Genomic DNA, 25645 nt, shown 5'->3' on the forward strand with positions numbered 1-25645 from the left:
CTCGTCCGGTCAGCCGAGATAATCGGCGTCGGATACCTTCTCCAGCCAGGTGACGGGCGAGCCGTTCTCGACCTCGGCGATGGCGATATGGGTCATGGCGCTCGCCTCGGTGGCGCCGTGCCAATGCTTCTCGCCGGGAGAGAACCAGACGACGTCGCCCGGCCTGATCTCCTCCTTCGGGCCGCCCTCGCGCTGCGCCCAGCCGAGACCGGCGGTGACGATCAGCGTCTGGCCGAGCGGATGGGTATGCCAGGCGGTGCGAGCGCCCGGCTCGAAGGTGACGATGGCACCGCCGACCCGCGCCGGCTCCGGCGCCCTGAAGGGCGTATCGAGGCGCACCGATCCGCTGAAATACTCCTCCGGCCCTTTCGCCGAAGGTTTGGCGGCATTGCGGGTGATCTCCATGCATTTCTCCTTCCTGGACGTGGCGGGCGGGGCGGCAGGACACCGCCCGGACGAGGCCGCAGCCTCGCCTCTGTCACCTCTCGGCCTATCCGCCCTTGCGCGTGCGGATATCGGCCAGCACCTCGGTGTCGATCATGGCATCTCCGCGGATGCGGTTGTCGTAGTTTTCCACGCCCATGAAACGGGCCATGGCCTTGATCTTCTCGGCGCCCCAGCCGGCGGGCGGCGCGCCCTTCAGGTAGCCCTCGCCCGTCAGAACCGCCGTGAGATAAGCATCCGTCGCCTCGTCGATCGGAACAAGGTTCTCCTTCTTCGAGGGGAAGTAGGACAGACGGTGGAGCCGGTAACAGCGGGCGAGCTCGCCGATCGGGTCTTCATGATCGTAAATGGAGATGTCGACGGATTTTTCCTGCCTGCCGCCATAGCCGGCGCCGGCCTCGAACACCTGCAGCCCCGCCGATTGCACGCCGCGAAGCTCGCCGCCCGCCTCCTCTCCCGCCTCAAGCGCCGCAATGAGGCGTGCCGCGAAATCGCCCTTGCCCGCCTCGAAGGCTTCGACCATCGCCTCCGGCACCTTGCGGGAGGCCAGCGAATTGCCATGGGCGAGCGCATTTTCGCTCGCCGCCATTCCGGCCTCCCCGTCCCAGGAAAGCACCTCGGCACCGGTATGCTGCGCCCGGCTGCCGTCGGCGGCGAGGATGGCGATCTGCCGCTCTCCTTCGTTGTCGTCCCCGGCGAGAAGCAGCTCCAGAACCGTGGCGGGCGGCACCTTGAGGGCGAGAAGATCGAGCCCGCGGCCGCCGTGATCCGGGTTCGAAAAAGCCTGCGTGGCGATGACGCCGACGCCCGCGCGCCCGTGGCAGATGAGGCCGGAAACGCCCGGGAACTTCGACTGGACGGCGATGCCGAGCGCGCCCGTCGCCGGATCGCGGGCGAGGATCGAATAGGTCATGCCCCGGCTATAGCGAAGGCGGCGGAAAATCGCGAACCGCCCCGGCACCGAAGAGGCCCTTACTCCTCCACGACATAGCTCTGCGGCAGGTTCGGGTGCTTCTCGCCGAGCTTTTCCATCCGCTGCAGCACGGAGCGGTGGATGCGCGCGCCCTCGGGCACGGCGCGCCGCTCGAAATATGGGATCGACCAGCCGAGGAAGCTCGGGCGCGTGGAATCGGAGGGCGTGCGGCGCGGCAGGAATTCCAGGATCGACCAGGCCCAGTTCATGGATTCATGCCGCCTGCCGAGCGGATCGGGCGGCACGTATTTCTGCGTGTTCTGACCGTAGACGAGAAGGTTCACCGAGCGGGTCACGTAAGAGAGCCCCATGTCGCCCGTCTCGTCGATCATCCATTTCAGCGGGATCTTGATGAGGCCGCTTTCGGTCTCCGGATAGCCGCCGCCGACATCGCCGTGGACGCCCGCGAACCAGACCTCCCGCGCATCCTGCGGCACCGCCGCCGACCTGTTGAACGGATTGCCCCAGTATTCGCCTCCCTCCGGCCAGAGCTTGGGGCGGAACATCGTGCGCCGCTCGTCGATCGCCACGGCATGGCGCACGGCCTCCACGCTCCAGTTCTTTTTGGTGAAGGCGTGCGAGCGCAGGCGCGGCCCGTAGCGGCCGCTCTCGATGACCGAGGCCACCGTATCGAAGAGGCCGAGAAGACGGATCGGCGGGCGATCGGGATCAAGGGTCCGCTCGTAAAGTCGCACTTCCGCGAAACTGTCCTCGTCGTTCTCGCCGATGCGCTTGTAGGCCCGGTAGGCATAGGCGAGGAGGTTGAGATTGCGCCGCTCCAGAAGTCCCACCGCGTGGATGAAGCCGGCGAGCACGCGGGCCGAATAGGCGCCGCGGCTGAACCCGAAAATGTAGATCCGGTCGCGTTCGCCGTCGTCGCCGCCCGGCCGCTTGCCGCTCTCGTAGTTCTCGACAATGAAGCGGTAGGCTTCCTTGACATTCTCATCGAGGCCCCAGCCGGTCGCCATGCCCCAGATCTCGACCGCCTTGCGCCAGAAGCGCAGCCAGGCGTTCTCCGCGCCGAAGGTGCCGACGCCGGGATCGTACCAGACGAGCTGCTGCTCGCTCTTCTCCAGGCAGCCGTAAAGGCGAAGGATGTTGGTGCGGTCGGCGGCGATCTCGTTCGACGTGCCGTCGAAGAGGATGACGATGTTCTTCGGCATGGCGGCCCCCCGCTAGCGTCTTGCGAGCATAGCGGAGAGCAAGGACAAGTATAAGTCGCTCAGGCGCGCATCCGCTCGCTTTTCGGATCGTAAAGCGGCTTCAGGCTCGCCTCGGCCGGCACGCGGAGCCCGGCCACCTCGATCTCGTAGGTCGAGGCGAGCACATCCGCCGCCTTCTCGGCCGGATCGCAGGCGACATAGCCGAGGCCGATCGCGGCGCCGAGATGATGGCCGTAATTGCCGGAGGTGAGATAGCCGGCGAGCCTGCCGTCGCGCCAGACGGGCTCGGTGTGGAAGAGGAGCGGGCCAGGATCCTTCAGGCGGAACTGGAGGAGGCGCTTCGAAAGCCCCGCCTCCTTCTTCGCCAGCACCGCATCGCGACCGATGAAGGGGCCATAGCGGCCTTCGGGCTTACCCGCCTTCACGGCAAAGCCGAGACCGGCTTCCAGCACATGGTCCTCGTCGGTGATGTCGTGGCCGAAATGCCGAAAGGCTTTTTCCATGCGGCAGGAATCGAGGGCGTGCATGCCGCAGAGGCGAAGCCCGCTGCCTTCGCCCGCCGCCAGGATCGCCTCGAAGGCGTGGCGCGCCATCTCGCTCGGCAGATAGAGCTCCCAGCCGAGTTCGCCGACATAGGAGACGCGGTGGGCGCGCCCCAGGGCCATGCCGATCGCGGTCTCGCGCATGGTGCCGAAGGGGAACGCCTCGTTGGAGAGGTCGGTATCGAGGACCGGGGCGAGGAGGTCGCGCGCCTGCGGGCCCATGACGGTGATGCAGGCCTCCGCGCTCGTCACGTCGGTGGCGACGCAGCGCGCCTCCTGCGGGATGTTGCGGCGGAGCCATGCCATGTCGCGGCCGGCCATCGCCGCGCCGGAGACGACGATGAAGGCGGTCTCCGACAGCCGCGTGACGGTGACGTCCGCCTCGATGCCGCCGCGCGCGTTCAGCCATTGCGTATAGACGATGCGGCCGGGCTCGACCGCGACGTCGCCGGCGCAGATCTTCTGCAGCACGTCCTCCGCGTCCGGGCCCTCCACCCGGTATTTGGCAAAGGAGGACATGTCGAAGAGGCCGACGGCCTCGCGCACTGCAAGGTGCTCGCCGGCCGAATGGGCGAACCAGTTCTGCCGGCCCCAGGAATAGCGATATTCGGCCGTCTCGCCGGCCCGCCGCGCTTCTTCCGGCAGGAACCAGTTGGCGCGCTCCCAGCCGGCCGTCTCGCCGAAGCAGGCGCCGAGTTTTTCCAGCCGGTCGTGCAGGGGGGAGCGGCGGATGCCGCGCGCGGTCTCAAACTGCCGGTAGGGGAAATGGTCGGCATAAAGGAGGCCGAGCGTTTCGGAGACACGGGCGGCGAGATAAGCGCGGGTGTTCTGGAAGGGCTGCATGCGGCGGATATCGACATCGGAAAGGTCGAAGGGCGGCTCGCCCGCCTCCATCCATTCGGCAAGCGCCTTGCCCGCCCCGCCGGCCGACTGGATGCCGACCGAGTTGAAGCCGGCGGCGACATAGAGCCCCGCCACCTCCGGCGTCTCGCCGAGGAGGTAGCGGTCGTCGGGTGTAAAGCTCTCCGGCCCGTCGAAGAAGGTGTGGATGCCGACCTCGCCGAGCGCCGGGAAGCGCTCCACCGCCATCTCCAGCATGGGCGAGAGATGGTCGAGATCCGGCGGCAACTGGTCGAAGCTGAAATCTTCCGGAATGCCGCCCAGCGCCCAGGGCCTTGCCACCGGCTCGAAGAAGCCGACGAGGAGCTTGCCGGCATCCTCCTTGTAGTAGGCGCATTCGTCCGGCACGCGCAGCACCGGCATGTCGCGCGGCAGGCCGGGTATGGCGTCGGTGACGACGTAGAAATGCTCGCAGGCCTGCAGCGGCACGGCCGTGCCGGCCATCCGGCCGACCTCACGCGCCCACATGCCGGCGCAGTTGGCGACTGTCTCGGACTCGATCGTGCCGGCCTCGCCGTCCCTTTCCCAGGAGACGCCGCGGACCCTTCCGTCCCTCACGTCGATGCCGGTGACCTTGACGCCTTCCAGGATGCGCGCGCCGAGCTGGCGGGCGCCCCTGGCGAGGGCCTGGGCGATGTTGGCCGGATCGCCATGCCCGTCCTTCGGCAGATAGACGCCGCCGGTGACGCCCTCATCGGAAAGCTGCGGCAGGCGGGCCTTCACCTCATCGATGCCGATCTCCTCCACCTCCACGCCGAAGGAGCGAGCCATGGAGGCCTGGCGGCGAAGCTCCTCAAGCCGCTCCGCGCCGAGCGCCACGGTGACGGAGCCGTTGCGCCGGAAGCCGGTGGAAAGGCCCGTTTCGGCCTCCAGGGCGCCGTAGAGCTCCTGCGAGTAGCGGGCGAGGCGCGTCATGTTCTGCGTGGCGCGCAGCTGCGCGATCAGGCCGGCTGCGTGCCAGGTGGTGCCGCAGGTGAGCTGGCGCCGCTCCAGAAGAACGATGTCGCGCCAGCCGAGATGGGCGAGGTGATAGGCGAGCGAGCAGCCGATGACCCCCCCACCGATGATGACGGCACGCGCCTTCTCGGGGACGGAGGCTTCGGCCATCGCCTTTCTCCTCGATCAGGATTCGTCCCCTCAGGCCGCCAGGACTTCCCGGAGCGGCCGGTAGGGCAGGTCGGGCAGCGCCTCGTGCACCGCCGCGTGGGTGATCTGGCCGGCATGCACGTTGAGCCCGGCGGCGAGATGCGGGTCCGCCTTCAGCGCCGCCTCCCAGCCCATGTCGGCGAGCTGCATGACGAAAGGCAAGGTGGCGTTGTTGAGCGCCTCCGCCGAAGTGCGCGGCACGGCGCCCGGCATGTTGGCGACGCAGTAATGGGTGACATCGTCGACCTTGAAGACCGGGTCGTCATGCGTGGTCGGGCGGGACGTCTCGAAGCAGCCGCCCTGGTCGATCGCGACGTCGACGACGACCGAGCCCGGCTTCATCGTGGCGATCATCTCGCGGCTGACGAGCTTGGGCGCGGCCGCGCCCGGAATGAGAACGCCGCCGATAATGAGGTCCGCCTGGGCGACATGGCGCTCGACCGAATCCTGGGTGGAGAAGACCGTGTTGAGGGAGCGGCCGAACTGCGTCCACAGGCGGCGGAGCGCGTCGTTGGAGCGATCGAGGACCCACACCTCCGCGCCCATGCCGATGGCGATATGCGCGGCATGCGTGCCGACGGTGCCGCCGCCGAGGACGACCACCTTGGCCGGATCGACGCCCGGCACGCCGCCGAGGAGGACGCCGAGGCCTCCATGGGCGCGCTCCAGATAATAGGCGCCCGCCTGGATCGACATGCGGCCCGCGACTTCCGACATCGGCGTCAGCAGCGGCAGGCCGCCGAAGCGGCTCGTCACCGTCTCGTAGGCGATGGCGGTGGCGCCGGAGGCGACGAGCTCCTTCGCCTGCGGCGCATCCGGGGCGAGATGGAGATACGTGAAGAGCACCTGGCCCTCGCGCAGGCGGGCACGCTCCACCGCCTGGGGCTCCTTCACCTTCACGATCATCTCGGCGCGGGCGAAGACCTCATCCGCGTCCGGCAGGATGGTGGCGCCGGACTGCTCGTAATCCTCGTCCGGGCGGCCGATACCGAGGCCGGCGCCCGTCTCCACGAAGACCTCGTGACCATGGGCCGCCAGGTCGCGAACCGACGCCGGGGTGAGCCCTACCCGATGTTCCGAGGGCTTGATCTCCTTCGGCACTCCGATACGCATTTGTCTCTCCATCTTGGGGAAAGCGGCACGATATGATGGGGTGGCTGCGCCGATAGGGCCAGAGCCCGATCTCGCCTTGGCTCAGAGCGCCCGCCGGCCTGGCTCAGGCCGCGAGAGGGCGCAGCCTGGCAACGGCGCGGGCGAGAGCGCGCACGCCGTCCTCGATGCGCCGGCTCTCGATGGAGGTGACACCCATGCGGAAGGTGTTGCCGGCCATGCGCGGATCTGCATGGAAGACCCGGCCGGGCTCCACGATGACGCTTTCGGCGCGCGCCGCCTCCACCAGCGCGGTCGCATCGAAGCCGGGCGGGCCGCGCAGCCAGAGCGAGGTGCCGGCGCGCGCTCCGCCCTGGTCGAATTCGGGCAGGTGGCGCGAGAGCGCCTCGCGCAGCTTCTCGCGCTTTTCACAGATGGACGCGGAAAGGCGCCGAATGAGCGCGTCGTGATGGCCGAGGGAGAGAAACAGCGCCACGGCACGCTGGTTGTTCGCAGGCGGGTGGCGCAGCATCAGGCGGCGCAGGCGCCGCAGCTCGGCGATGAGGGCGGCGTCTCCGACCAGGTAGCCGAGGCGCAGGCCCGGCGCGAGCGTCTTCGACAGGGAGCCGACGAAGACGACGCGCCCCTCCGTGTCGAGGCTCTTCAGCGCCGGCAGGTTGCCCCCCTCCTCCATGTCCTCCAGAAGCTGGCTGTCGTAATCGTCCTCGATGATGAGGCCGTCGCGCTCGGCGGCCCAGGCGAGCAGAGCCTCGCGGCGGGCGATCGGCAGGCGCGCGGCCGTCGGGCATTGGTGGCTCGGCGTGCAGAAGACGATCCGGCAATCCTCCGGGATCGCCTCGGGGTCGATGCCCTTGCAGTCGACCGGCACCGGCCTCACCGCATCGGTATGCAAGCCGAAGATGTGGCGGGCGTCGGGATAGCCCGGGTCCTCCATCGCCACTGCCCTGCCCTTGCGCATCAGCAGGGCGGCGAGGAGATAAAGGCCGTTCTGGGCGCCGAGGGTGACGACCACCTCGTCGGAGCGGGCGAATATCCCGCGCCGCGGCAACAGGCGGGTGCGGATCTGTTCGATCAGGAGCGGATCGTCCTGATCCATCATGTCGGCCGCCCAGTCGTAGATTTCGCGCACGCCGAGCGCCATGCGGGCGCATTCGCGCCAGTCGTTGGTGGGGAAGAGCGAGGGATCGAACTGCCCATAGACGAAAGGATAACGGTAGGTGAGCCAGTCCTGCGGCTTCTGCACGGCCTCCAGTTTCTTCAGCCGCGGCTCGACCAGCGAGGACCAGTCCGGCCCCGGCCGGGCGCGGTGGGGCTCGGCCTCCGCCTGCGCGGAAAAGGACGGTAGGGCGTCGAGATTGACGAAATGGCCCTGGCGCTCGCGGGCGATCAGAAACCCCTGGTCGACGAGGTGCTGGTAGGCGAGCACCACCGTGCCGCGGGCAACGTTGATATGGCGGGCGAGCGTGCGGCAGGAGGGAAGCGGCTGGCCGGCCGGGATCTGGCCGTTGAGGATGGCGGCGACGACGGTCTGGCGGATCTGCGACTGCAGCGTCTGGCCGCTGTCGACCGACATGCGAAAGAGGCCCGTCCACATGGCGCTGTCGCTGCGCATGTTCGTCTCGCCAACCTCCTGAAATTTCGCCGCGCAAAGTTTGCACGGCGCGCGGAACAGGGCAAGTCGTGGGCCAAGATTTTGAGCCAAGGAACGGCAGGAGACGTGACGTAAGGTTGCCTTGGCCCAACGAGGTGGTAGCATCTGGTCCTAACGGCGAACCGCACCTTCGGGCCGGCTTGGCGTCTGCGTTCGCCAGAAGAATGCGCCGTCAGAGCGCAAAGGGTCGCTCACAGAGCGAACGCGGCCAAGAACGAGCAGGCCCGCAAGGGTACACCGGCCACTCAGCCGAAGGGGAACACACATGAAAACCAGATTCCTACGCCTTGCCCTCGCCGCCAGCCTGGCGGCCGGCAGCGCGCTGGCGGGCAGCCTCGCCGCCGCGCAGGACAAGCCCGACAAGGTAACCGTCGCCTACTTCCTGGAATGGCCGACCGCCAACCAGGTGGCGCAGGTCAACGACACGTATTCTGAGAAGCTCGGCGTGCCGGTCGAGTGGCGCTCCTTCGGCAACGGCAACGAGATGACCCAGGCGATGGTCTCCGGCGATGTCGACATCGCCTATTCGCAGGGCTTCGTGCCGTTCATCGTCGGCGTCTCCAGCAACGCCCCGATCAAGCTCGTCGGCATCGCCGTCACCTATGCCGAAAACGACCTTTGCGTGGTGCGCGACGATGCCGGCATTACCCAGGAGAACGCCAAGGAGACGCTGCCGGGCAAGAAGGTGGCGACGCCGATCGGCAACGTCACCCACTACAAGCTCCTGAAGACGATGGAGACGCTGGGCGTCGATTCCTCCAAGGTCGACCTCGTGCAGATGAACCCGGCCGACGCGGCCGTGGCGCTGGTGCGCGGCGACGTGCCGATGGCCTGCGCCTTCGGTGGCGCGCTCAACCGCATGAAGGAAGTCGGCCATCCGCTGATGACCGGCGCCGAGCAGGAGAAGGCCGGCATCAACACCTTCGACGTCATCTCCGTGCGCGACGCGTTCGCCGAGAAGTATCCGGACCTCGTCAAGGAGTTCCTCGCCGTGACGGCCGACGCGAATGCCGGCTACGAGAAGAACCCGGACGAGTACTACCCGACCATCTCCAAGGCGGCCGGCATGGACCTCGACGCCACCAAGGACATGCTGGCGAATTTCGGCTTCCCCTCCCCCGAGGCCCAGAAGGGCAAGAACTGGCTCGGCGGCGGCGTGCAGGACATGGCCAAGGGCGTCGCCGACGTGATGGTCAGCGCCGGCGGAATGGAAAAGGCGCTCGACGACTACTCGCAGTTCGTCGATCCGAGCTACCTGCCCTGAGCGAGCTTCGGGCGGCCGGGATTTCGGCCGCCCGTTCCGCAACCGCCACTCAACAGGGAGCCGCCCGCATGGACGGACTTCGGATCGAAAACCTCTCCATGGTTTTCACCCTGCCGAACGGCGGCTCGATCCAGGCACTGAAAGACGTCTCGCTCGACCTCAAGAACGGCGAGCTGATGTCGGTGCTCGGGCCTTCCGGATGCGGCAAGACCACCCTTCTCAACATCGTCGCCGGCTTTCTGGCGCCAACGGCCGGACGCGTGGAGCTCAACGGCCATGCGGTGAAGGGCCCCGACGCGGAACGCGGCATGGTCTTCCAGCAGGGAGCGCTCTTCGAATGGCTCTCGGTGGAGCGCAACGTCGCCTTCGGCCCGAACATGGCCGGCAAGCCCGCCAAGGAAACGCGCCAGAAGGTGGAACACCTCCTGGAGGTGACGGGCCTGCGCGGCTTCGGCGACAAGCCGGTCTACCAGCTCTCCGGCGGCATGCAGCAGCGCGTGGCGCTCGCAAGGTGCCTCGCCAACGAACCGGACCTCATCCTGATGGACGAGCCGCTCGGGGCGCTCGACGCGCTGACGCGCGAGAAGATGCAGGGGCTGGTGCTGCGGCTGTGGAAGGAGACCGGCAAGACGATCATCCTCATCACCCATTCGGTGGAAGAGGCGCTCTTCCTCGGCGAGCGGCTGGTAGTGATGGCGCCCCGGCCCGGCCGTATCCACAAGACCTACGAATTGCCCTTCGCCGACCGCGGGCTGGAAGAGAGCCCGCGCGCGATCAAGGCGAGCCAGGAATTCATCGACGTGCGCGAGGAGGTCCTCTCCATGATCTGGGAGATGGAGGAGGAGATCATGGGCAGGGCCGACGCAGACGGCTGACAGGAAGGCGAAGACGATGACCGACCAGGTTGAGACAGAGGCGCCGCCCGAAAAGGAAGAGCGCGAGGTCGCCGCGAAGCTCTCCGAACAGGCCTCGGCCGGGCCTTCGGGGCTCGCCGTGTGGCTCGGCATCGCCGACAACACCTTCACCCGCCAGAAGACGGTGAAGTTCGGCGACGCCTCGGCCGTCAATTCCGGCCGGCTCTATTCCATCATCACCGTCGTGGCGGTGTTCTCGCTATGGTGGCTCGCCACCAATCTCGGCTGGGTGAAGCCGATCTTCTGGCCCTCGCTCGGCATGGTGGGAGAGCGCCTCGGCAAGCTCCTCTCGGACGGCTTCCGCAACTACACGCTCTGGGAGCATGTGTGGATCAGCGTCTACCGCGTGCTCTTCGGCGTCTTCCTCGGCGGGCTGGTCGGCGTCCCGCTCGGCTTTGCCATGGGGCTCTCCTCGCTGGCGCGCGGCATCTTCGATCCGATCGTGGAGTTCATGCGGCCGATCCCGCCGCTGGCGCTCATCCCGCTCATCATCCTGTGGTTCGGCATCGACGAGACGGCGAAGATCTCGCTCCTCTTCCTCGCCTCGCTGTTCATCATGACGATCGCGGCGCGATCGGGCGTCTCTTCGGTGCGCATCAACAAGGTGCACGCGGCCTATTCGCTCGGCGCCTCCAAGCTGCAGGTGCTGCGCCACGTCATCCTGCCCAACGCCCTGCCGGAGATCTTCACCGGCCTGAGGACCGCTATGGGCGTGTGCTGGGGCACGGTGGTTGCCGCCGAGCTCGTCGCCGCCGACCGCGGCGTCGGCTCCATGATCATGATCGCCAAGAACTTTCTCCAGACCGACACGGTGGTCATCGGCATCATCATCATCGGCCTGATCGGCTACGGCATCGAACTGATCATGCGGCTCCTGGAGAGCTGGCTCGTGCCCTGGAAGGGCAAGGCCTAACAAAAGCCAGCGGCGGGTGCGGGCGCCCGCCGCGAGGCTCCTCTTTTCCCGCCCCTTTGTTCCGGCCGATCGCATCCCCACCTTGTGAAGGCAGCGGAGGCGCCAGGGGCGAGGCCATGCAGGAAACCGCACAGCGCCTTCTCGACGAGGCCGAGCGCGAGGCCGAAAGGCAGATCGCCATCCTGCGCGCCGTTTTGGGCGTCCTCTTTCTCGTCCTCATCCAGCTGACCGCCTTCGTCGTGCCGGAAGGGGCGGAGACCACCTTGCGGCAGCTCATGGCGGCGCGGATCGTCGCCGCCCTCCTCATCCTCGTCGGCCTCGGCGCGTATTTCGCCCTGACGCGCGGCTTCGGTATCCGCCGCCTCGCCTTCCTCACCGCGACCTTCGACGCCCTCCTCGTCCTCTCCGTCCTCGCCAACAACCTCCTCTCCGACGACGTGCCGGGCAGCTTCTTCTTCATCTTCCCCGGCATCTGGGTCGTGCCGATCCTCCTGGCCATCACCGCCGTCCGCTACCGGCCGCGGCTGCAGGCCTGGGTCGGCTTCCTCTATGTCGGCGGGCTGGGCATCGTCATGATGATCGGCGGGCCGGTGCCGATCGGCGAACGGGCGGAGATCCTCTCGCGCCTCGTCCTCGGCTTCGGCGTGCCGCCCAACCTCATCCGCCTCAGCATGATCGCGGCAGCGGCCTTCATCCTCGTCCTCGTCGCGCGGCGCGGTCGCCGGCTGCTGGAACGTGCCGTCGCGGAGACTTCCATGCGCATGGAACTGACGCGCTTCCTGCCGGGCGAGCTGGCGCCCGTCATCACCGATCCGGAACTCGCCGAGCTCGGCCGCGGCAAGCGCCAGAAGGTCGCCATCGCCTTCGTCGACATGCGCGATTCGGCCGGATGGGCGGAGCGGATGGAGGCGGAGGCCTTTGCCGGCTTCATGACCGGCTTCCGCGGCCTTGTCTCCCAGGCGGCGGCGGAAACGGGCGGCATCGTCGACAAGTTCATCGGCGATGGGGCTCTCGTCCTTTTCGGCGCGCTCCGCCCGGCGGCGGACGACGCAGCCCGCAGCCTCGCCTTCGCCCGGCGCCTTCTGCGGCTTCTGGACGAATGGAATGCCCGCGAAGGACACGCGCCGCCCGCCCGCGCCGGCATCGGCCTGCATCAGGGCGAGGTCTTCTGCGGCATCGTCGGCAGCGACGAGCGGCGCGAATTCACCGTCCTCGGCGACGCCGCCAATGTCGCGGCGAGGCTGCAAGAGGCAACGAAGGACTTCTCCGTCCCGCTCCTTGCCTCCGCCTCGCTCCTCACGGAGGCGGGCGAAACCACGGGCTGGGAACAACTGGCCGAAAGGCCGCTACGCGGCCGGCACGCCCCCGTGCGCCTGATGGCGCCGCGAGAGCTTCTTACGCCGCCGGGCTGAGGGCGCCCTTTGCCCTTGCGCCATCGCCGCGCGGTGCGCATCGAGGCGTGTTCGGTAAATGTTGACCTTGACATTCACCTTATATCGCGGCTTCTGCCATGAACGGGAGCCACGGGCTCCGGCGCGGCCGCAAGGCACGCGCCTTTTCGATGAGCACAGGGAGACGCATCGTGCCGATCCGCCCGCTTTCCTGGGCAAGGAAGGCCCTTTTCGCAGCAGGCCTTTCGCTCGCTTCGATGGCGCAGCCGGCAGCGTCGGCACCGGCGGCCGGGGAGCTCTCCGTCGAGCTCAACCGGCTGGCGGAAAATGGCGATGCCTGCCGCATGTCGCTCGTCTACACCAACGGCCTCGGCGTCACGGTGGAGGCGCTGGAGCTGGAGACCGTCCTCTTCGACCGCGAGGGCGGGGCCTCGCGGTTTCTCGTGGTGAAATCGCAGCCGCTCATCCCCGGCAAGATCCGCGTCTCGCAATACGACCTTGCCGGCATGGCCTGCGCGGATGTCGGCTTCCTGCTCATCAACGACGTCGTCGCCTGCAAGGGCGAGGGGCTCGATCCGGCGGCATGCCTGGCCCGCCTTTCGCCCTCCAGCCGCACCCGCGCCGATCTCGTCGTGACGGAAGCCGACCGCGAGCCGGCCTCCGCCGGATCGGAGTAGGCCGTGACGGAGACCGGAATGCATTTTGCGGAAGCGCAGCTGAGGCTTGCGCAGGCCGCCACCGAGATGCCGACAGATAGCGCGGGCGCCCCGGCGGGCGGAGCGCCCGCGGCCATGGAGGCCGCACCCTCCCTGCCGGCTGCCCCTCTGCCCGACGCCGCCACCTCGTCGCCGCCGCCAGCCTTCGCGGCGGTGCCGGAACCGACGCTCGTCTTCGGCCACGACATCAGCCCCGCCCTCGATTTCCTCGCCCTCGGCGGGCCGGTCGTGGCGATCCTCCTCGTCCTTTCCGTCGCCGGCCTTGCCATCATCCTGAAGAAGCTCGTCGACATCCTGCCGCTCGGCGGAAGGCGACGGGCGAGGATCGCCGACGCCGTGGCGCTCTGGCGGCGCGGGGAAAGGCGCGAGGCTCTCGCCGCGGCCGAAAGCCTGAAGGGCCCGACCGCGGCCGTCGTCACCGCCGCCATGCGCATGTCGCTCGCCAGGGTGCCGGGCGCGCTCATCCGTGAGGAGGTGGAGCGGCTCGGCGGAGAGGAACTGCACCGGCTGCGGAGCTACCTTCGGGGCCTCGAAGCGATCGCGCAGGTCTCGCCCCTCCTCGGCCTTTTCGGCACCATCCTCGGCATGATCGAGGCCTTCCGGGTCCTCCAGGACGGGGGCTCGAACGTCGATCCGGCGATGCTCGCCGGCGGCATCTGGGTGGCGCTGCTGACCACGGCCGTCGGCCTTGCCGTCTCCATCCCCTGCAGCCTGGCGCTGCACTGGTTCGAGGGACGGATCGACGGCGAGCGCCAGTCGATCGAGAGCCTTGCAACCTCCGTCCTCGTCTCCGGCGAGGCGGCGGCGCATGCCGGCAGCGAGAGCGAGACGGCGCGCGACGCAAGGCCCCATATCGGCGAGGTCGCGCATGCACATTGACCGGCATCGCCCGCGCCACCGCGCCATGAGCATGACGCCGCTGATCGACGTCGTCTTCCTGCTCCTGCTCTTCTTCATGCTCGCCTCCACCTTCGCCCGCTTCGGCGCGGTGGACGTGTCGCTGGCGAGCGAGGGCGGGGGAACGGCGACGCCGGGCGAGACGCGCAGCGTGCTCCTCTCCGTCGCCGAAGATGCCGGCTTCGCCATCGACGGGGCCGCCGTCACGAAGGCGGGGATCGCCGAGGCGCTGAAGACCGGCCGGCCGGAAGGCAAATGGCGCGTCGTCGTCAGAGCCTCGCCGCGGGCCGTCGCCCAGGATGTGGTGGATGCGATCGACGAGGCGCGCAGGGCCGCCATCGGCCCGGTGCTGCTCGTCCACTGAGGCGCGTCATGAAACTTCCGCCGCAGACGCCGTCCCGAGCCGCCGACGACCTCGTGCCGCTCATCAACGTCGTCTTCCTGCTCCTCATCTTCTTCCTGCTCGCCGGCACGCTGATGCCAGCGCCGGCGGCCCCCGTGCGCTATATCGAGGGCGCCGGCGAAGCCGCCCCGCAGATCCCCGCCGACGCCGTCTATGTCGACAGGGCAGGGGTCATCTACCTCAAGGGCGGTCCCGCCTCTCCGGAAGCGCTGACGGCCCGTCTCGCCGAGGCGCGCGGGAAGGCAGGGCCGCTGCCGCTCGTGCTCGACCGGGCTCTCGCCATGGAGACCGTACAGCCGGTGCTTGCCCGCCTCAGCGAGGCGGGTATCACCAGGGTCGAGATCGTCACCCTTCGCGGCAGTGCCAGATGAGAGCGGAGCGCCTTCACTGGAGCCTTGCCATCGGCGGCGCCGCGCTTCTGCATCTTTGCGTCCTCTTCTATTTCGCGCAGGCGGCAGAACCCGCCGCCGGAGGCGGAGCCGGCCGGCCGCAGGCCGTCATCGGCATCGCCGAAGCCAATCTCTTCCTGCCGACGAGCGAGGACGCCCCGCCCGTGGAGCAACTCTTGGAGGTGGCGAGGGACGACACCGCCGAACCGGCCGAGGAAGTGGAGGAAGTCTCCGAGGCCGAGCCCGTGGAGCTCGCTTCCGTGACGCCCGAGGAGGTTTCGCCCGTTGCGCCGGAGGAGATCGAACCCGCCGATTTAACGCCGGAGACCGAGGAGGCGCGGGAAGCAGAAGAGCTTTCGGAAGTGGAGCCGGAAACGTTATCGGAGGCGGAGCCGACGGCGCTAGCCGAGAGGGCGGCGGAGGAAGCCGCCCCGCTGCCGCCCGTCGCCGAGCCGCTGCAGAGCGTCGCCGTGGCGCGCGAGATCGAGCCCCTGCCCGAAACGCCCCTGCCGCAGGCGCGGCCGGACGAGGTTCCGCCGGACGTGCTCGTCGAATACCGGCGACAGCAGCGCGAGGAGGCACGCGAGCGCGAGCGGCGGGCCGCCGAAAGGAAGGCCGCCGCCGCACGTGTTACAGAAAGGAAGGAAGCCGAGAGGAAGGCCGCCGCCCGACAGCGAGCCGGAGCCGCCCAGCCCCGCAAGGCCGCCTCCGCCGCCGCCGTCGCGGGACGACAAAGCCCGCGCGATCCGGGGCCGAGCCGGCGCACCCTCTCCAACTACAATTCCCGCGTCTATTCCCATCTCGCCCGGCACAAGCGCTTTCCTTCCGGCGCCCGCCGCAACGGCGTCGCGACGGTGCGCTTCACGCTCAGCGCATCTGGCGGGGCGGGGGGCGTGCGGCTCGTCGCAAGCTCCGGCGATCCGGCGCTCGATCAGGCGGCCACCGCGATGGTGAAACGCGCCTCGCCCTTCCCGCCCATCCCGAGCGAGATTGGGCGGAGCTCCATGACCTTCACCGTGCCGATCAATTTCGCGCGCCGCTGAGGGCGCGTCCGGTCATTCCCCGTAGGGGATCCAGATGTTCTTCACCTGGCTCGCATGGCGCAGGAATCCACGGCCCTGCCCTGCCGCGGCGTCGCGCCAGTCGATCGCCCTGCCGTCGGCGAGCCATGTCGGCTTCAGATTGCCGGCCGCCGCCCGCTCGAAATTGCCGATCCCCTCGCCCCCGGCGAAATGCCAGGCGGCGGCGATGTCGTCATGGCCGCCGATCGTGGCGGCAAGCTCGTCCGTCGCCCCCGTCACGATGTTGACGACGCCGCCCGGCACGTCGGAGGTGTCGAGCACCTGATAGAAATCCGTCGCCGCCAGCGGCCAGAGCGACGAGGGCACGGCGACGACGCGGTTGCCGAGCGCGATCGCCGGCAGGACAAGCGAGACGAAGCCGAGAAGCGGCGCGTTGTCGGGGCACAGGATGCCCATCACGCCGAAAGGCTCGTTCATCGCGAGCGTGACATGCCGCGCCATGGTGGAATGGACGCGCCCGTCATATTTGTCGGCATGGGCGGCATAAAAGGCGATGCGGCGCACCGAGAGATCCACCTCCTCACCCGCAGCCTTCTTTCCGCCGCCGCACATCGCCTCGAGCCGGGCCGCGAATTCCTCGCGGCGGGCTTCGAGGTTTTCGGCGAGATAATAGAGAACCTGTGCGCGCTGGTGGCCGCTCATCGCCGACCAGCCGGAAGCCTTGTGCGCGGCCTCGACGGCGTTGCGGATATCCTTGCGGCTGCCGAGCCCGGCCTGACCGACCTCGTGCCCGCGCGGATTGCGGATCGTGTAGGAATGGCCCGAATCCGGCCGCGCCTGCCGGCCGCCGACATAGAGTTTGGCCGTGCGGTCGAGCTTCGGCGTGTCGACCTTCATCGGCGCGGGCGGAAAGGCGGGCGCCACGGAGAAATCCGGCGCCGGAAGCTTTACCGGCTTCTTCGCCGGGCCCCCGCCGAGGGGCTTCAGATACTCGAACATGCCCTCGCGGCCGCCCTCGCGTCCGAAGCCGCTTTCCTTCATGCCGCCAAAGCCGGCCGCCGCATCGAAGAGGTTGGTCGCGTTCACCCAGACGACGCCCGCCTTGATCTTCGCGGCAAGGTCGAGGGCAAGATTGATGTTCTCCGACCAGATGGAGGCGGCAAGCCCGTAGCGGGAATTGTTGGCGAGCCGTGCCGCCTCGTCAGGTGTCCGGAACGTCATGGAGACGAGAACGGGGCCGAAGATTTCCTCCTGTGCCACCGTCGAGGCCGGGGCGACGCCGGAAAGGATGGTCGGCGGGAAGAAATGCCCGCCCTTCGGCAGCTTCGCCGAAGGCTGCCAGCATTCGGCGCCCTCGCGGCAGCCCGTTTCCACGAGGCCCTTGATGCGCTCCAGCTGCGCCGCGTCGACGATCGGGCCGATATCGGTGGTCTTGTCGAGCGGATCGCCGAGGCGCAGCGTCTCCATGCGCCGCCGCAGCTTGGCGTGAAAGCGCTCCGCCACCGCCTCCTGGACGAGGAGGCGCGAGCCGGCGCAGCAGACCTCGCCCTGGTTGAACCAGATGGAATCGACGACGCCTTCCACGGCGCTGTCGAGATCGGCGTCGTCGCAGACGATGAAGGGCGACTTTCCGCCAAGCTCCAGGGAGAGTTTCTTGCCCGTGCCGGCGCTCGCCGTGCGGATCGCCCTTCCGACCTCGGTGGAGCCGGTGAAGGCGAGCTTGTCGACGCCATCGTGCTCCACCAGCATCGCGCCCGTCTTCGCCGCGCCCGTGACGATGTTGAGGACGCCCGCCGGCAACCCCGCCTCGGCGGCGAGCCCGGCGAAAGCGAGCGCGGTCAGTGGCGTCTGCTCGGCCGGCTTCAGCACTACCGTGTTGCCGGCGGCGAGCGCCGGGGCGACCTTCCAGGCGAGCATCAGGAGCGGGAAATTCCACGGGATGATCTGGCCGCAGACGCCGAGCGGGCCATGGCCGGCAAACTCGCTCTCGATGAGCTCGGCCCAGCCGGCGTGATGGTAGAAATGGCGCGCGACGAGCGGCACGTCGATATCGCGGCTCTCGCGGATCGGCTTGCCGTTGTCGAGGCTCTCCAGCACGGCGAAGAAGCGGGCGCGCTTCTGCACGAGGCGGGCGAGCGCATAGAGGTAGCGGGCGCGAACGTGGCCGGAAAGGCCCGACCATTTCGCAAAAGCCTTCTGCGCGGCCCTGACGGCCTCGTCGACATCGGCGGCCGAGCCCTCGGCGATCCTCGCCAGAACCTCGCCGTTCGCCGGGTTCTTCGTCTCGAAGAAGCGGCCCTTGGCGGGCGGCGTGAAGTCGCCGCCGATGAAATGGGAAAAGCCGCTCTCGTGCTCGGCCAGCCATTCGCGCACCGGCGCATCCGATTCCGGCGCGGGGCCGTATTCCATCGTCTTCAGGATGTCCTTCACCGCTGTCATCTCAGGTTCCTAGCCGATGGCGTGGCGCATGGCGGCCGAATAGCGCCCGGTGACGAAATGCTCGATCTGGCGCTCGATATCGGCGAGCAGCGAGCTCGCGCCGATGCGGAAGAGATCCGGCTCCAGCCAGTCGCGGCCGAGCTCCTCCTTCATCAGGAACTGCCAGGAAAGCGCGTCCTTCGCCGTCTTCAGCCCGCCCGCCGGCTTGAAGCCGACCTTCTGGCCGGTGCGCTCCAGATAGTCGCGGATCGCCCGCAGCATGACCAGCGAGACGGGGAGCGTGGCGTTGACGTCCTCCTTGCCGGTCGAGGTCTTGATGAAGTCGGCGCCGGCCATCATCGCCACCATGGAGGCCTTGAAGACGTTGCGGAGCGTCTTCAGATCCCCCGTCGCCAGGATCGCCTTCATATGCGCGGGCCCGCAAGCCTCGCGCATCGCCGCCACCTCGTCGTAGAGCGCCTGCCAGTCCTGGCCGAGCACATGGGCTCGCGTGATGACGATATCGATCTCGCCCGCCCCCTCGCCGACCGCATAGCGGATCTCTTCCAGACGCAGCTTCAGGGGCATCAGCCCCGCCGGAAAGCCGGTCGCGACCGAGGCGACGGGGATGCCGGAACCTTCCAGCGCCTTTGCGGCCGCCGCCACCATGGTGGGGTAGACGCAGACGGCGCCGACCTTCGGCGCGGCCTCAAGGCCGAGCGCCTCGACGAGATCGGTGCGCAAGGGCATGCGCGCCTTGGCGCAGAGCCGGCGCACCCGCTCCTCGGTGTCGTCGCCGGCAAGCGTCGTCAGGTCGATGCAGCTCATCGCCTTCACCAGCCAGGCCGCCTGCCATTCCTTCTTCACCGTCCGGCGCGTCGGGATCGTGGCGGCGCGGCGTTCCACGCCGGAGAGATTGACCCGCGCCTCCTCGAACCATTCGGGCCTCAGCTCCGTGCCGGGATTGCGCGCCGCCTCCGTCCCGGCCTTCGGGCCGGAAAGCGGGGCGAGCGGGGTAACCCGGTCTGCGGACATCTTCCTCTCCCAGAAACGTTGCCGGGCGGCTCTTCTCTGCCGGTGCCTCGGCCCATGCGCCGGCAGCATGGTCGATCCGGCAGGCCGCATCAATGGCCGCAGCCGGGCACGCCCACCGCCGCGGGCGGACGCGCGCGGCCGATTCCGGTCCTACGGCTAGTTGCCGAAGTACTTTTCCTTCAGATCCGCAATCTCGCCGCGATCCTGCGCCGCGATCAGCTCCACCGAGATCGGCCGGGTCAGCCCCGACTGGTTCGCCACGCCGAAGCCGTACTTGTCGCGCTGGAAGATCGCGCCGATCACCTCCAGCGGCTGGTCGGCATGGTTGTGGACGTAATATTCAAGGTCGGGCGCGTCATCGACGATCGCGTCGATATCGCGGGCAAGCAGCGCCGAAACCGCATCTTCCAGATTGTCGAAGGGAACGAATTCGATGCCGTTCTGGCGCACATAATCCTCCGCCACGGTTCCTTCCGACACGCCGACGCGCCTGCCGGGCAGATCGGCGAGGCTGTCGATCTGGTTGTTGAGGGAGATCGTCGTCATGACGCTCGTCACCGAGGAAGTGAGGTAGGCGACGACGGCGACGCCGCAGACGAGCCAGAGCGCCGCCCAGATGCGCCCGAGCCAGCCGAAATAGTTCTTCGAGATCGATGCCCGCCCGGAGGTGGCGATCGACATGACGGCGTAGAAGCCCTCCGCGAAGCCGTCGCGCCAGCGCGTCGGAAAGTTCTTGTCGAAGCGGCGGTAGAAGAGCGTGAAGAGGACCGAGGCGAGGAGAATGACGAAGGCGAGCCAGAGATAGGAGCGCAGGAAGCCGAAATCCCGCAGGCCCCGCAACACCTCCCAGAAACCGGCCCCGTTGCGGCTGTCGACCATGATCCTGAGGCCGCCGTCGAACCAGGGATAGGTGAAGTCGATGCGCCGGGCCCGCGGCTCAGTGATGGAAAGGCTCGTCACCGCCACGTCGATCTCGCCGGAGGCCGCCGCATCGACGAGGGCGCGCACGGTGGGATAGACCCGGTATTGCGGCAAAAGGCCGGTGGAGGCCGCCACCTTTTCCCACAGCTCGACGGCCATGCCGCGATAGCCGTCCTCGCCTGCCCGCATGGCGAAGGGCGCGTTGAGATAAAGCCCGACGGCAACCTCGCGCGGGGCCTGATCGGAAAGGGCCGGGGCCGCTGCCGGTGCGCCGGCCGGGCTCTCCCCTTCCGGCGCGCCCTGGGCGCCGGCCGGCGCGCCCGCGAAGATCGCGCCGCCGAGGCAGAGGAACAGACAAAGAGCGAGGCGAAAGCCCCGGGCGGAGCCGCCAAAACCTGCCGCACGCATTCGCAATCTTCCCCTTCGCCGTCCCTGCCGCCGGCCCCCGCCGCGTCTCGGCATCCTGCCGGGGAAGTCTTATTTCCGGCCTAACGCGCCGCGCATCGGCGCCGCCCCCCGCGCCAAATCGCCCTTGCCCTTTGACCGGCCGACCCGGAGCCGCCAGTTATCGGGATAAGGCAGGCGAAGGGATGCGCGATGCGGCAGGCGCAGAAAACGAAGGCTGAGGCCGCGGCGGAAGGCGCCGCGCCCGAGGGGCCGGGCTTTCACGCCCTTTCGGCGGATGAAGCGCTCACGCGGCTCGGCGCCCGGCGCGAGGGGCTCACCACGGAGGAAGCCGCAGAGCGGCTTTCGCGCTACGGGCCGAACCTTCTTCCGGCGGCGCCGCCGCGACCGGCGCTCCTGCGCTTCCTCGCCCAGTTCAACAACCTCCTCATCTACGTCCTCCTCGCCTCGGCGCTCGTCACGGCGGCGCTCGCCGAATGGATCGACACCTCGCTGATCCTCGCCGTCGTCGTCATCAACGCCGTCGTCGGCTTCATCCAGGAGGGCCGCGCGGAAAAGGCGCTCGATGCGATCCGCGACATGATCAGCCCCAGCGCGGCGGTCCTGCGCGACGGGCGGCGGCTCACCGTGCCCGCCGAAGAAATCGTGCCGGGCGACGTCGTCCTCGTCGAGGCGGGCGACCGCGTGCCGGCCGATCTCCGCCTCCTGCGCGCCCGTTCGCTCAGGATCGAGGAAGCGGCGCTGACGGGCGAATCCGTCCCCGTCGACAAGAACGCCGAGCCCTCCCCGCCCGGCGCCGTCCTCGGCGAGCGTTCTTCCATGGCGCATTTCGGCACCCTCGTCGTCGCCGGCCAGGCGAGCGCCCTCGTCACCGCGACGGGCAAGGCGACCGAGCTCGGCCGCATCACCACGCTGCTTTCGGAAGTGCGCGAACTGACGACCCCGCTCGTCAAGCAGATGGACGTCTTTGCCCGCCAGCTCACCTTCGTCATCCTCGGCGGCGCGGCGCTCGTCTTCCTCTGGGGCGTCTACTTCACCGGCTATCAATGGGAAGAGGCCTTCATGGCGGTGATCGGCCTTGCCGTCGCGGCCATCCCCGAAGGCCTGCCGGCGGTGATGACCATCACGCTCGCCATCGGCGTGCAGCGCATGGCCCGCCGCAACGCCATCATCCGCCGCCTGCCGGCGATCGAGACGCTCGGCTCCGTCTCCGTCATCTGCTCCGACAAGACGGGCACGCTGACGCGCAACGAGATGATCGCCACGACCGCCATCCTCGCCGACGGCGACATCGAGATTCTGGGCACCGGCTACGACCCGGCGGACGGCGCGCCGGTGAAGAACGGCGAGACGCTCGACGGGCATGCGCATTCCACGCTCGGGCTCCTCGCCCGCGCCGCGCTCCTCTGCAACGACGCGAGCCTGCGCGAAAGCCCGGAGGGCTGGGTGGTGGAGGGCGACCCGATGGAGGGCGCGCTCGTCACCTTCGCGGCGCGCGCCGGCTGGCACTGGGAGACGACGCGGGGCGCCTTTTCGCGCCAGGACGAGATCCCCTTCGATTCCGCCCATCGCTTCATGGCGACGCTGCACGAGGAGGGCGCGGAGCGCAAAGTCTACGTCAAGGGCGCGCCGGAGCGGATCGCCGCCATGTGCACCTGCCAGATCGGCGAGGCGGGCCCCGAAGAACTCGACGCCGCCTACTGGCAGGCGGGCACGGAGGCGCTCGCCGCCGAGGGCAAGCGCGTGCTCGCCTTCGCCACCAAGAACCTGACGCCCGAAGCCGGCACGCTCGGCCATGAGGACCTTGAAGAGGGCCTTGCGATGATCGGCCTCGTCGGCCTCATCGACCCGCCGCGCGAGGAGGCGCTCGAGGCCGTCGCCGACTGCAAGCGGGCCGGCATCACCGTCAAGATGATCACCGGTGACCATGCCGCCACCGCCGGCGCCATCGGCCGGGTGCTCGCCCTCTCGCGCGGCGCGGCGGACGAAGTACGGGTCGCGACCGGCGCCGATATCGACGCGGCGGAGGGCGAGGAACTGAAGACACTCGTCGCGGCGACCGACGTCTTTGCCCGCGCCAGCCCGGAGCACAAGCTCCGCATCGTGGAAGCGCTGCAGGCGGAAGGCGCCGTCGTCTCCATGACCGGCGACGGGGTCAACGACGCGCCGGCCCTGAAACGCGCCGATGTCGGCGTCGCCATGGGCCGCAAGGGTACCGAAGCCGCCAAGGAGGCGGCCGACATGGTGCTCGCGGACGACAATTTCGTCTCCATCGTCGCCGCCGTGCGCGAGGGGCGCACCGTCTACGACAACCTCAAAAAAGTCGTCGCCTGGACGCTGCCGACGAATGGCGGCGAGGCGATCTCCATCATGGGGGCGATGCTTTTCGGCCTGATGCTGCCGGTGACGGCGCCGCAGATCATCTGGATCAACATGATCACCGCCGTGACGCTCGGCATCCCGCTCGCCTTCGAGCCGACGGAGCCCGGCACGATGGACCGCCCCCCGCGGCGGCCGGACGAGCCGCTGGTCTCAGGCTTCCTCCTCTGGCGGATCGTCTTCGTCTCATCGCTCTTCGCCGCCGGGCTCTTCGGCATGTTCCATTTCGCGCTTCAGCGCGGGGAGAGCGTCGAAGCCGCGCGCACCATCGTGGTCAACACCATGGTGGCGATGGAGATGGCCTATCTCTTCTCCATCCGCTTCATGGGCGGCCCCTCGCTCACCTGGCGCGGCATCCTCGGCACCCGCGCCGTCCTCATCGGGATTACGCTGCAGACGCTGGCGCAGGCCGTCTTCACCTACGCCCCGCCGGCGCAGTTCATTTTCGAGAGCCGCCCGCTTTCAGTGGGGGATCTTGCGATGGTGATCGGCGTGGGCGTGCTGCTGTTTGCGGTGCTGGAGGTGGAGAAGGGGGTGATGCGGCGGTGGAGGGGGTGAGGGGGGCGGGGAAGTCTGATTTGCGCCCAAGTCCGCCGTTCATGGTAGGCGCGCAGCCATCCTAGAAGCAGACCTCGTTTGAACTCAGAGAACCCGCGAGCATCGTTCAAGCGCTCAAGGCATTTAATTTGCGGTCAGTCATCCAAACTTGTCCAGTACCTTACCGCTTTCTTACCCCGCTGATACGGCCAGTTCCGTAAGCGGTACACATTTCTGTCGCGCTACGAAGTCGGAGTACCGTTCTTCAGATGGCAGCATGTAAAGAATGTGGAGTGGCAGAAATTCGCCTGCCGCCAGCAATTCCCGCTTTAGCTGATATAACGTGTTGCCACCGGGACCGACAACAAGAATATCAATATCCTCGGCAGTTCCCCGCAGAGTCGATCCGAACATGTATGCGTCGAACTGTTCCAGATATCGGCAACTACCCAGAAGATGGGCGGCAATCTCACTGGCCGTCATTAGGCGCTTATCAGACGTTGATTCAACTCTTCCCATTTCCCTACCTCGCACCCAAGCTCATTCCCGGCGTCAATTGCTTCAGGCGAGGGACTTCCGTTCGGGTTGATGTTCCAGACGAAATCGACAGGCCCAAAATGATCCCAGAGATTGCGAACGGCGTCTGCGGTAGGCTCATAGTCGGCGATCATGCCGATCCTAAGACGAGCTCCACTCTTGAGCGTGACTAGGTGGATGCGGTCGTACTCCCGACTTACCGCCTGCACCCGCCCATATTGTCGAAGCAGTCGGTCAGAGAACTTGTAGGTTTTGTGGGAGGCGGTATTTGCATCTCCGTCAAGCGCGGCCGAGGTCAAGGTTCCGAAACTTCCCCAGCCGACGCCGACGCCTTGGAGATATTCGACTGCCTCACCATGCCAAATGCAGGCCGTACGATAGCCACACAGGAAATCCATCCCCGGGTATTTCTCTCGGTAGCTCCCCGCTGCCGCAGCACTGATCTCGTACGCGGCTGATATCGCGGCTAGCACGTCCGGCTGATCTGGGGTCACGATCCGGATCAGATCGCCCTCCATGTGTTCCGCGGTCGATTGCGACTGCTTTGCGATGTTGGCGAGCGCGTATTTCACCTGCCAGTTCACGAGAAGATACTCTCCATCGCCGCGGGAAACCGAATCGCGCGGCCGGAAACTCCACAAACATGGCGTTCCGATAGGCCGCGCACATGCTCCAGATATTCTGCGAAGGTCCGGCGTTCGTCTTCAGTGGCGAGCCTAAGGTTGGTGTGTATAATCGCCTGAATGCGATAGTGGTTGGGTAGGATGACGCTCCGCATCCGCTGGCCCCAAGCCTTTGCTGCCTCGGACTCGGGGTCATACTCAAAATCGGATCCGTGCTCCGGGGCGAATTTGTCCCAGATGGCCTTGTTCTCGGCCATCACCCCGGCAACCGCTGCTCTCACTTCGATGCGCTTATCATAAGATCGGATCCCTTGCTTCACCGCTAGTTTGGCAAGGTGGTTCTGCTTCCAACCCAGCAGAACATTGCGAGGGAACCCGTCGGGATCCTTGTCGATCTTCGCGTGGCATGTTGGGCATAGTAAGATCAGATTTTCGAATTTGTCGGGATCGAAGTCTCCAGTCGGTCGATCTTCGTGGCGCGGCCCGCCCTCACCGTGCGGTATGACGTGAGCCATTTCGGCGACGTGCTTGTCACCGCCCATTTCAGCGGGGAACAACGCGTCCAGACATTCTGGCCTCTGGCAGTGACCTGCCGCTTCAGAGAATAGTCGGAATTTTGTAGCCATCGGGATAGCCTTGCGCCCTGCCATTGGCATTCCCCATTTCTTTGCTCATGGCTAGTATTGTGGCGGCGGTATACCGCGCCAGTCGTCCATATCGCTTCGGCTGATAACAGAGAAGCGATTTTGCGGATCTATGGGCTTTCCAAGATCTTGCATAGGGACGTGAAGCCTTGACCTGCGTTCGAGCCATACCTGTTGGCCGGTCCCTTTTGCGGGGGACGGCTGTCGGCTCAACCTACGTCGTCCGATCGCCGACTGCGGGATGGCCGTGCTTTGGAAATGAACCGCTGCCAACCCGCGAACGGCCAGAACTCCCCCTCACCCCACCA

The 25645-nt window shown here is 67.7% G+C and carries 22 protein-coding genes; 10 read left to right on the forward strand and 12 right to left on the reverse strand.

Annotation, left to right across the window (positions count from 1 at the left end; all coding sequences use genetic code 11):
* Positions 1–9: 9 nt before the first annotated feature.
* The 6 genes from CLD20_RS18100 to CLD20_RS18125 form a co-directional block, all read right to left on the reverse strand.
* Positions 10–405, reverse strand: a complete 396-nt coding sequence (locus tag CLD20_RS18100) for a cupin domain-containing protein (RefSeq protein ID WP_224408074.1) — start codon at positions 403–405, stop codon at positions 10–12.
* Between the two features lie 85 nt (positions 406–490).
* The gene (locus CLD20_RS18105) at positions 491–1357 is read right to left on the reverse strand and encodes a DUF1028 domain-containing protein (protein ID WP_224408075.1); all 867 of its coding nucleotides are present in this window, start codon (positions 1355–1357) and stop codon (positions 491–493) included.
* Positions 1358–1416: 59 nt separating this feature from the next.
* Positions 1417–2580, reverse strand: coding sequence for a DUF2235 domain-containing protein (locus CLD20_RS18110; RefSeq protein ID WP_224408076.1), 1164 nt, complete (start codon positions 2578–2580; stop codon positions 1417–1419).
* Positions 2581–2639: 59 nt separating this feature from the next.
* Positions 2640–5129 carry an FAD-dependent oxidoreductase gene (locus CLD20_RS18115; protein WP_224408077.1) on the reverse strand — a complete coding sequence of 830 codons (2490 nt, stop codon included), beginning with the start codon at positions 5127–5129 and terminating at the stop codon, positions 2640–2642.
* Between the two features lie 30 nt (positions 5130–5159).
* The gene (ald, locus tag CLD20_RS18120) at positions 5160–6281 is read right to left on the reverse strand and encodes an alanine dehydrogenase (protein ID WP_224408078.1); all 1122 of its coding nucleotides are present in this window, start codon (positions 6279–6281) and stop codon (positions 5160–5162) included.
* A 103-nt stretch (positions 6282–6384) separates the two neighbouring features.
* The gene (locus tag CLD20_RS18125; RefSeq protein ID WP_224408079.1) at positions 6385–7890 is read right to left on the reverse strand and encodes a PLP-dependent aminotransferase family protein; all 1506 of its coding nucleotides are present in this window, start codon (positions 7888–7890) and stop codon (positions 6385–6387) included.
* 304 nt (positions 7891–8194) lie between these two features.
* On the opposite strand from CLD20_RS18125, the gene CLD20_RS18130 reads away from it, so the two are divergent.
* The 9 genes from CLD20_RS18130 to CLD20_RS18170 all read left to right on the forward strand — a co-directional run bounded on the left by CLD20_RS18130 (position 8195) and on the right by CLD20_RS18170 (position 15859).
* On the forward strand, positions 8195–9193 hold the full coding sequence (locus CLD20_RS18130) for an ABC transporter substrate-binding protein (RefSeq protein ID WP_224408080.1): 999 nt from the start codon (positions 8195–8197) through the stop codon (positions 9191–9193).
* A gap of 68 nt (positions 9194–9261) precedes the next feature.
* Positions 9262–10068 (forward strand): taurine ABC transporter ATP-binding protein, encoded by an 807-nt coding sequence (locus CLD20_RS18135; RefSeq protein WP_224408081.1) that lies wholly within the window; start codon positions 9262–9264, stop codon positions 10066–10068.
* Positions 10069–10084: 16 nt separating this feature from the next.
* Positions 10085–11020 carry an ABC transporter permease gene (locus tag CLD20_RS18140; protein ID WP_224408082.1) on the forward strand — a complete coding sequence of 312 codons (936 nt, stop codon included), beginning with the start codon at positions 10085–10087 and terminating at the stop codon, positions 11018–11020.
* Positions 11021–11136: 116 nt separating this feature from the next.
* On the forward strand, positions 11137–12432 hold the full coding sequence (locus tag CLD20_RS18145; RefSeq protein WP_224408083.1) for an adenylate/guanylate cyclase domain-containing protein: 1296 nt from the start codon (positions 11137–11139) through the stop codon (positions 12430–12432).
* Positions 12433–12581: 149 nt separating this feature from the next.
* Entirely contained in the window at positions 12582–13088 is a 507-nt protein-coding gene (locus tag CLD20_RS18150; RefSeq protein WP_224408084.1) for a hypothetical protein, read from the forward strand.
* Between the two features lie 18 nt (positions 13089–13106).
* The gene (locus CLD20_RS18155; RefSeq protein WP_224408085.1) at positions 13107–14006 is read left to right on the forward strand and encodes a MotA/TolQ/ExbB proton channel family protein; all 900 of its coding nucleotides are present in this window, start codon (positions 13107–13109) and stop codon (positions 14004–14006) included.
* Entirely contained in the window at positions 13996–14388 is a 393-nt protein-coding gene (locus CLD20_RS18160) for a biopolymer transporter ExbD (protein WP_224408086.1), read from the forward strand. The genes CLD20_RS18155 and CLD20_RS18160 overlap by 11 nt, the downstream gene beginning before the upstream one ends.
* Before the next feature lie 8 nt (positions 14389–14396).
* Complete coding sequence (locus CLD20_RS18165; RefSeq protein WP_224408087.1) at positions 14397–14798, forward strand: biopolymer transporter ExbD; 402 nt, start codon at positions 14397–14399, stop codon at positions 14796–14798.
* Entirely contained in the window at positions 14795–15859 is a 1065-nt protein-coding gene (locus CLD20_RS18170; RefSeq protein ID WP_224408088.1) for an energy transducer TonB, read from the forward strand. The genes CLD20_RS18165 and CLD20_RS18170 overlap by 4 nt, the downstream gene beginning before the upstream one ends.
* A 12-nt stretch (positions 15860–15871) precedes the next feature.
* On the opposite strand, the gene CLD20_RS18175 is transcribed toward CLD20_RS18170, so the two are convergent.
* The 3 genes from CLD20_RS18175 to CLD20_RS18185 form a co-directional block, all read right to left on the reverse strand.
* Positions 15872–18277: an aldehyde dehydrogenase family protein gene (locus CLD20_RS18175; protein WP_224408089.1), complete on the reverse strand. Its 2406-nt coding sequence runs from the start codon at positions 18275–18277 to the stop codon at positions 15872–15874.
* A 9-nt stretch (positions 18278–18286) separates the two neighbouring features.
* The gene (gene deoC / locus CLD20_RS18180; protein ID WP_224408090.1) at positions 18287–19291 is read right to left on the reverse strand and encodes a deoxyribose-phosphate aldolase; all 1005 of its coding nucleotides are present in this window, start codon (positions 19289–19291) and stop codon (positions 18287–18289) included.
* Between the two features lie 156 nt (positions 19292–19447).
* Entirely contained in the window at positions 19448–20620 is a 1173-nt protein-coding gene (locus CLD20_RS18185; RefSeq protein ID WP_224408091.1) for a transporter substrate-binding domain-containing protein, read from the reverse strand.
* A 189-nt stretch (positions 20621–20809) separates the two neighbouring features.
* Between CLD20_RS18185 and CLD20_RS18190 the strand changes: the two genes are divergently transcribed.
* Entirely contained in the window at positions 20810–23554 is a 2745-nt protein-coding gene (locus CLD20_RS18190) for a cation-transporting P-type ATPase (protein ID WP_224408092.1), read from the forward strand.
* A 171-nt stretch (positions 23555–23725) separates the two neighbouring features.
* On the opposite strand, the gene CLD20_RS20460 is transcribed toward CLD20_RS18190, so the two are convergent.
* Genes CLD20_RS20460 through CLD20_RS18205 form a run of 3 tightly spaced genes read right to left on the reverse strand, consistent with a single transcriptional unit; the run spans position 23726 to position 25343 of the window.
* Positions 23726–24052, reverse strand: a complete 327-nt coding sequence (locus CLD20_RS20460; RefSeq protein ID WP_370636938.1) for a nucleotidyltransferase domain-containing protein — start codon at positions 24050–24052, stop codon at positions 23726–23728.
* On the reverse strand, positions 24016–24654 hold the full coding sequence (locus CLD20_RS18200) for a hypothetical protein (RefSeq protein WP_224408094.1): 639 nt from the start codon (positions 24652–24654) through the stop codon (positions 24016–24018). Before CLD20_RS18200 ends, CLD20_RS20460 begins: the two co-directional genes overlap by 37 nt.
* Entirely contained in the window at positions 24651–25343 is a 693-nt protein-coding gene (locus CLD20_RS18205; protein ID WP_224408095.1) for an HNH endonuclease, read from the reverse strand. The genes CLD20_RS18200 and CLD20_RS18205 overlap by 4 nt, the downstream gene beginning before the upstream one ends.
* Positions 25344–25645 lie beyond the last annotated feature (302 nt).

This window comes from Afifella sp. IM 167 (genome assembly GCF_020144925.1).
GTDB lineage: Bacteria > Pseudomonadota > Alphaproteobacteria > Rhizobiales > Afifellaceae > Afifella.

Excerpts from the sequence above, each read along its gene's own strand:
- CLD20_RS18100 (WP_224408074.1), bottom strand. The coding sequence starts at position 405 with ATGGAGATCACCCGCAATGCCGCCAAACCTTCGGCGAAAGGGCCGGAG.
- CLD20_RS18105 (WP_224408075.1), bottom strand. The coding sequence starts at position 1,357 with ATGACCTATTCGATCCTCGCCCGCGATCCGGCGACGGGCGCGCTCGGC.
- CLD20_RS18110 (WP_224408076.1), bottom strand. The coding sequence starts at position 2,580 with ATGCCGAAGAACATCGTCATCCTCTTCGACGGCACGTCGAACGAGATC.
- CLD20_RS18115 (WP_224408077.1), bottom strand. The coding sequence starts at position 5,129 with ATGGCCGAAGCCTCCGTCCCCGAGAAGGCGCGTGCCGTCATCATCGGT.
- ald (WP_224408078.1), bottom strand. The coding sequence starts at position 6,281 with ATGCGTATCGGAGTGCCGAAGGAGATCAAGCCCTCGGAACATCGGGTA.
- CLD20_RS18125 (WP_224408079.1), bottom strand. The coding sequence starts at position 7,890 with ATGCGCAGCGACAGCGCCATGTGGACGGGCCTCTTTCGCATGTCGGTC.
- CLD20_RS18130 (WP_224408080.1), top strand. The coding sequence starts at position 8,195 with ATGAAAACCAGATTCCTACGCCTTGCCCTCGCCGCCAGCCTGGCGGCC.
- CLD20_RS18135 (WP_224408081.1), top strand. The coding sequence starts at position 9,262 with ATGGACGGACTTCGGATCGAAAACCTCTCCATGGTTTTCACCCTGCCG.
- CLD20_RS18140 (WP_224408082.1), top strand. The coding sequence starts at position 10,085 with ATGACCGACCAGGTTGAGACAGAGGCGCCGCCCGAAAAGGAAGAGCGC.
- CLD20_RS18145 (WP_224408083.1), top strand. The coding sequence starts at position 11,137 with ATGCAGGAAACCGCACAGCGCCTTCTCGACGAGGCCGAGCGCGAGGCC.
- CLD20_RS18150 (WP_224408084.1), top strand. The coding sequence starts at position 12,582 with ATGAGCACAGGGAGACGCATCGTGCCGATCCGCCCGCTTTCCTGGGCA.
- CLD20_RS18155 (WP_224408085.1), top strand. The coding sequence starts at position 13,107 with ATGCATTTTGCGGAAGCGCAGCTGAGGCTTGCGCAGGCCGCCACCGAG.
- CLD20_RS18160 (WP_224408086.1), top strand. The coding sequence starts at position 13,996 with ATGCACATTGACCGGCATCGCCCGCGCCACCGCGCCATGAGCATGACG.
- CLD20_RS18165 (WP_224408087.1), top strand. The coding sequence starts at position 14,397 with ATGAAACTTCCGCCGCAGACGCCGTCCCGAGCCGCCGACGACCTCGTG.
- CLD20_RS18170 (WP_224408088.1), top strand. The coding sequence starts at position 14,795 with ATGAGAGCGGAGCGCCTTCACTGGAGCCTTGCCATCGGCGGCGCCGCG.
- CLD20_RS18175 (WP_224408089.1), bottom strand. The coding sequence starts at position 18,277 with ATGACAGCGGTGAAGGACATCCTGAAGACGATGGAATACGGCCCCGCG.
- deoC (WP_224408090.1), bottom strand. The coding sequence starts at position 19,291 with ATGTCCGCAGACCGGGTTACCCCGCTCGCCCCGCTTTCCGGCCCGAAG.
- CLD20_RS18185 (WP_224408091.1), bottom strand. The coding sequence starts at position 20,620 with ATGCGTGCGGCAGGTTTTGGCGGCTCCGCCCGGGGCTTTCGCCTCGCT.
- CLD20_RS18190 (WP_224408092.1), top strand. The coding sequence starts at position 20,810 with ATGCGGCAGGCGCAGAAAACGAAGGCTGAGGCCGCGGCGGAAGGCGCC.
- CLD20_RS20460 (WP_370636938.1), bottom strand. The coding sequence starts at position 24,052 with ATGGGAAGAGTTGAATCAACGTCTGATAAGCGCCTAATGACGGCCAGT.
- CLD20_RS18205 (WP_224408095.1), bottom strand. The coding sequence starts at position 25,343 with ATGGCAGGGCGCAAGGCTATCCCGATGGCTACAAAATTCCGACTATTC.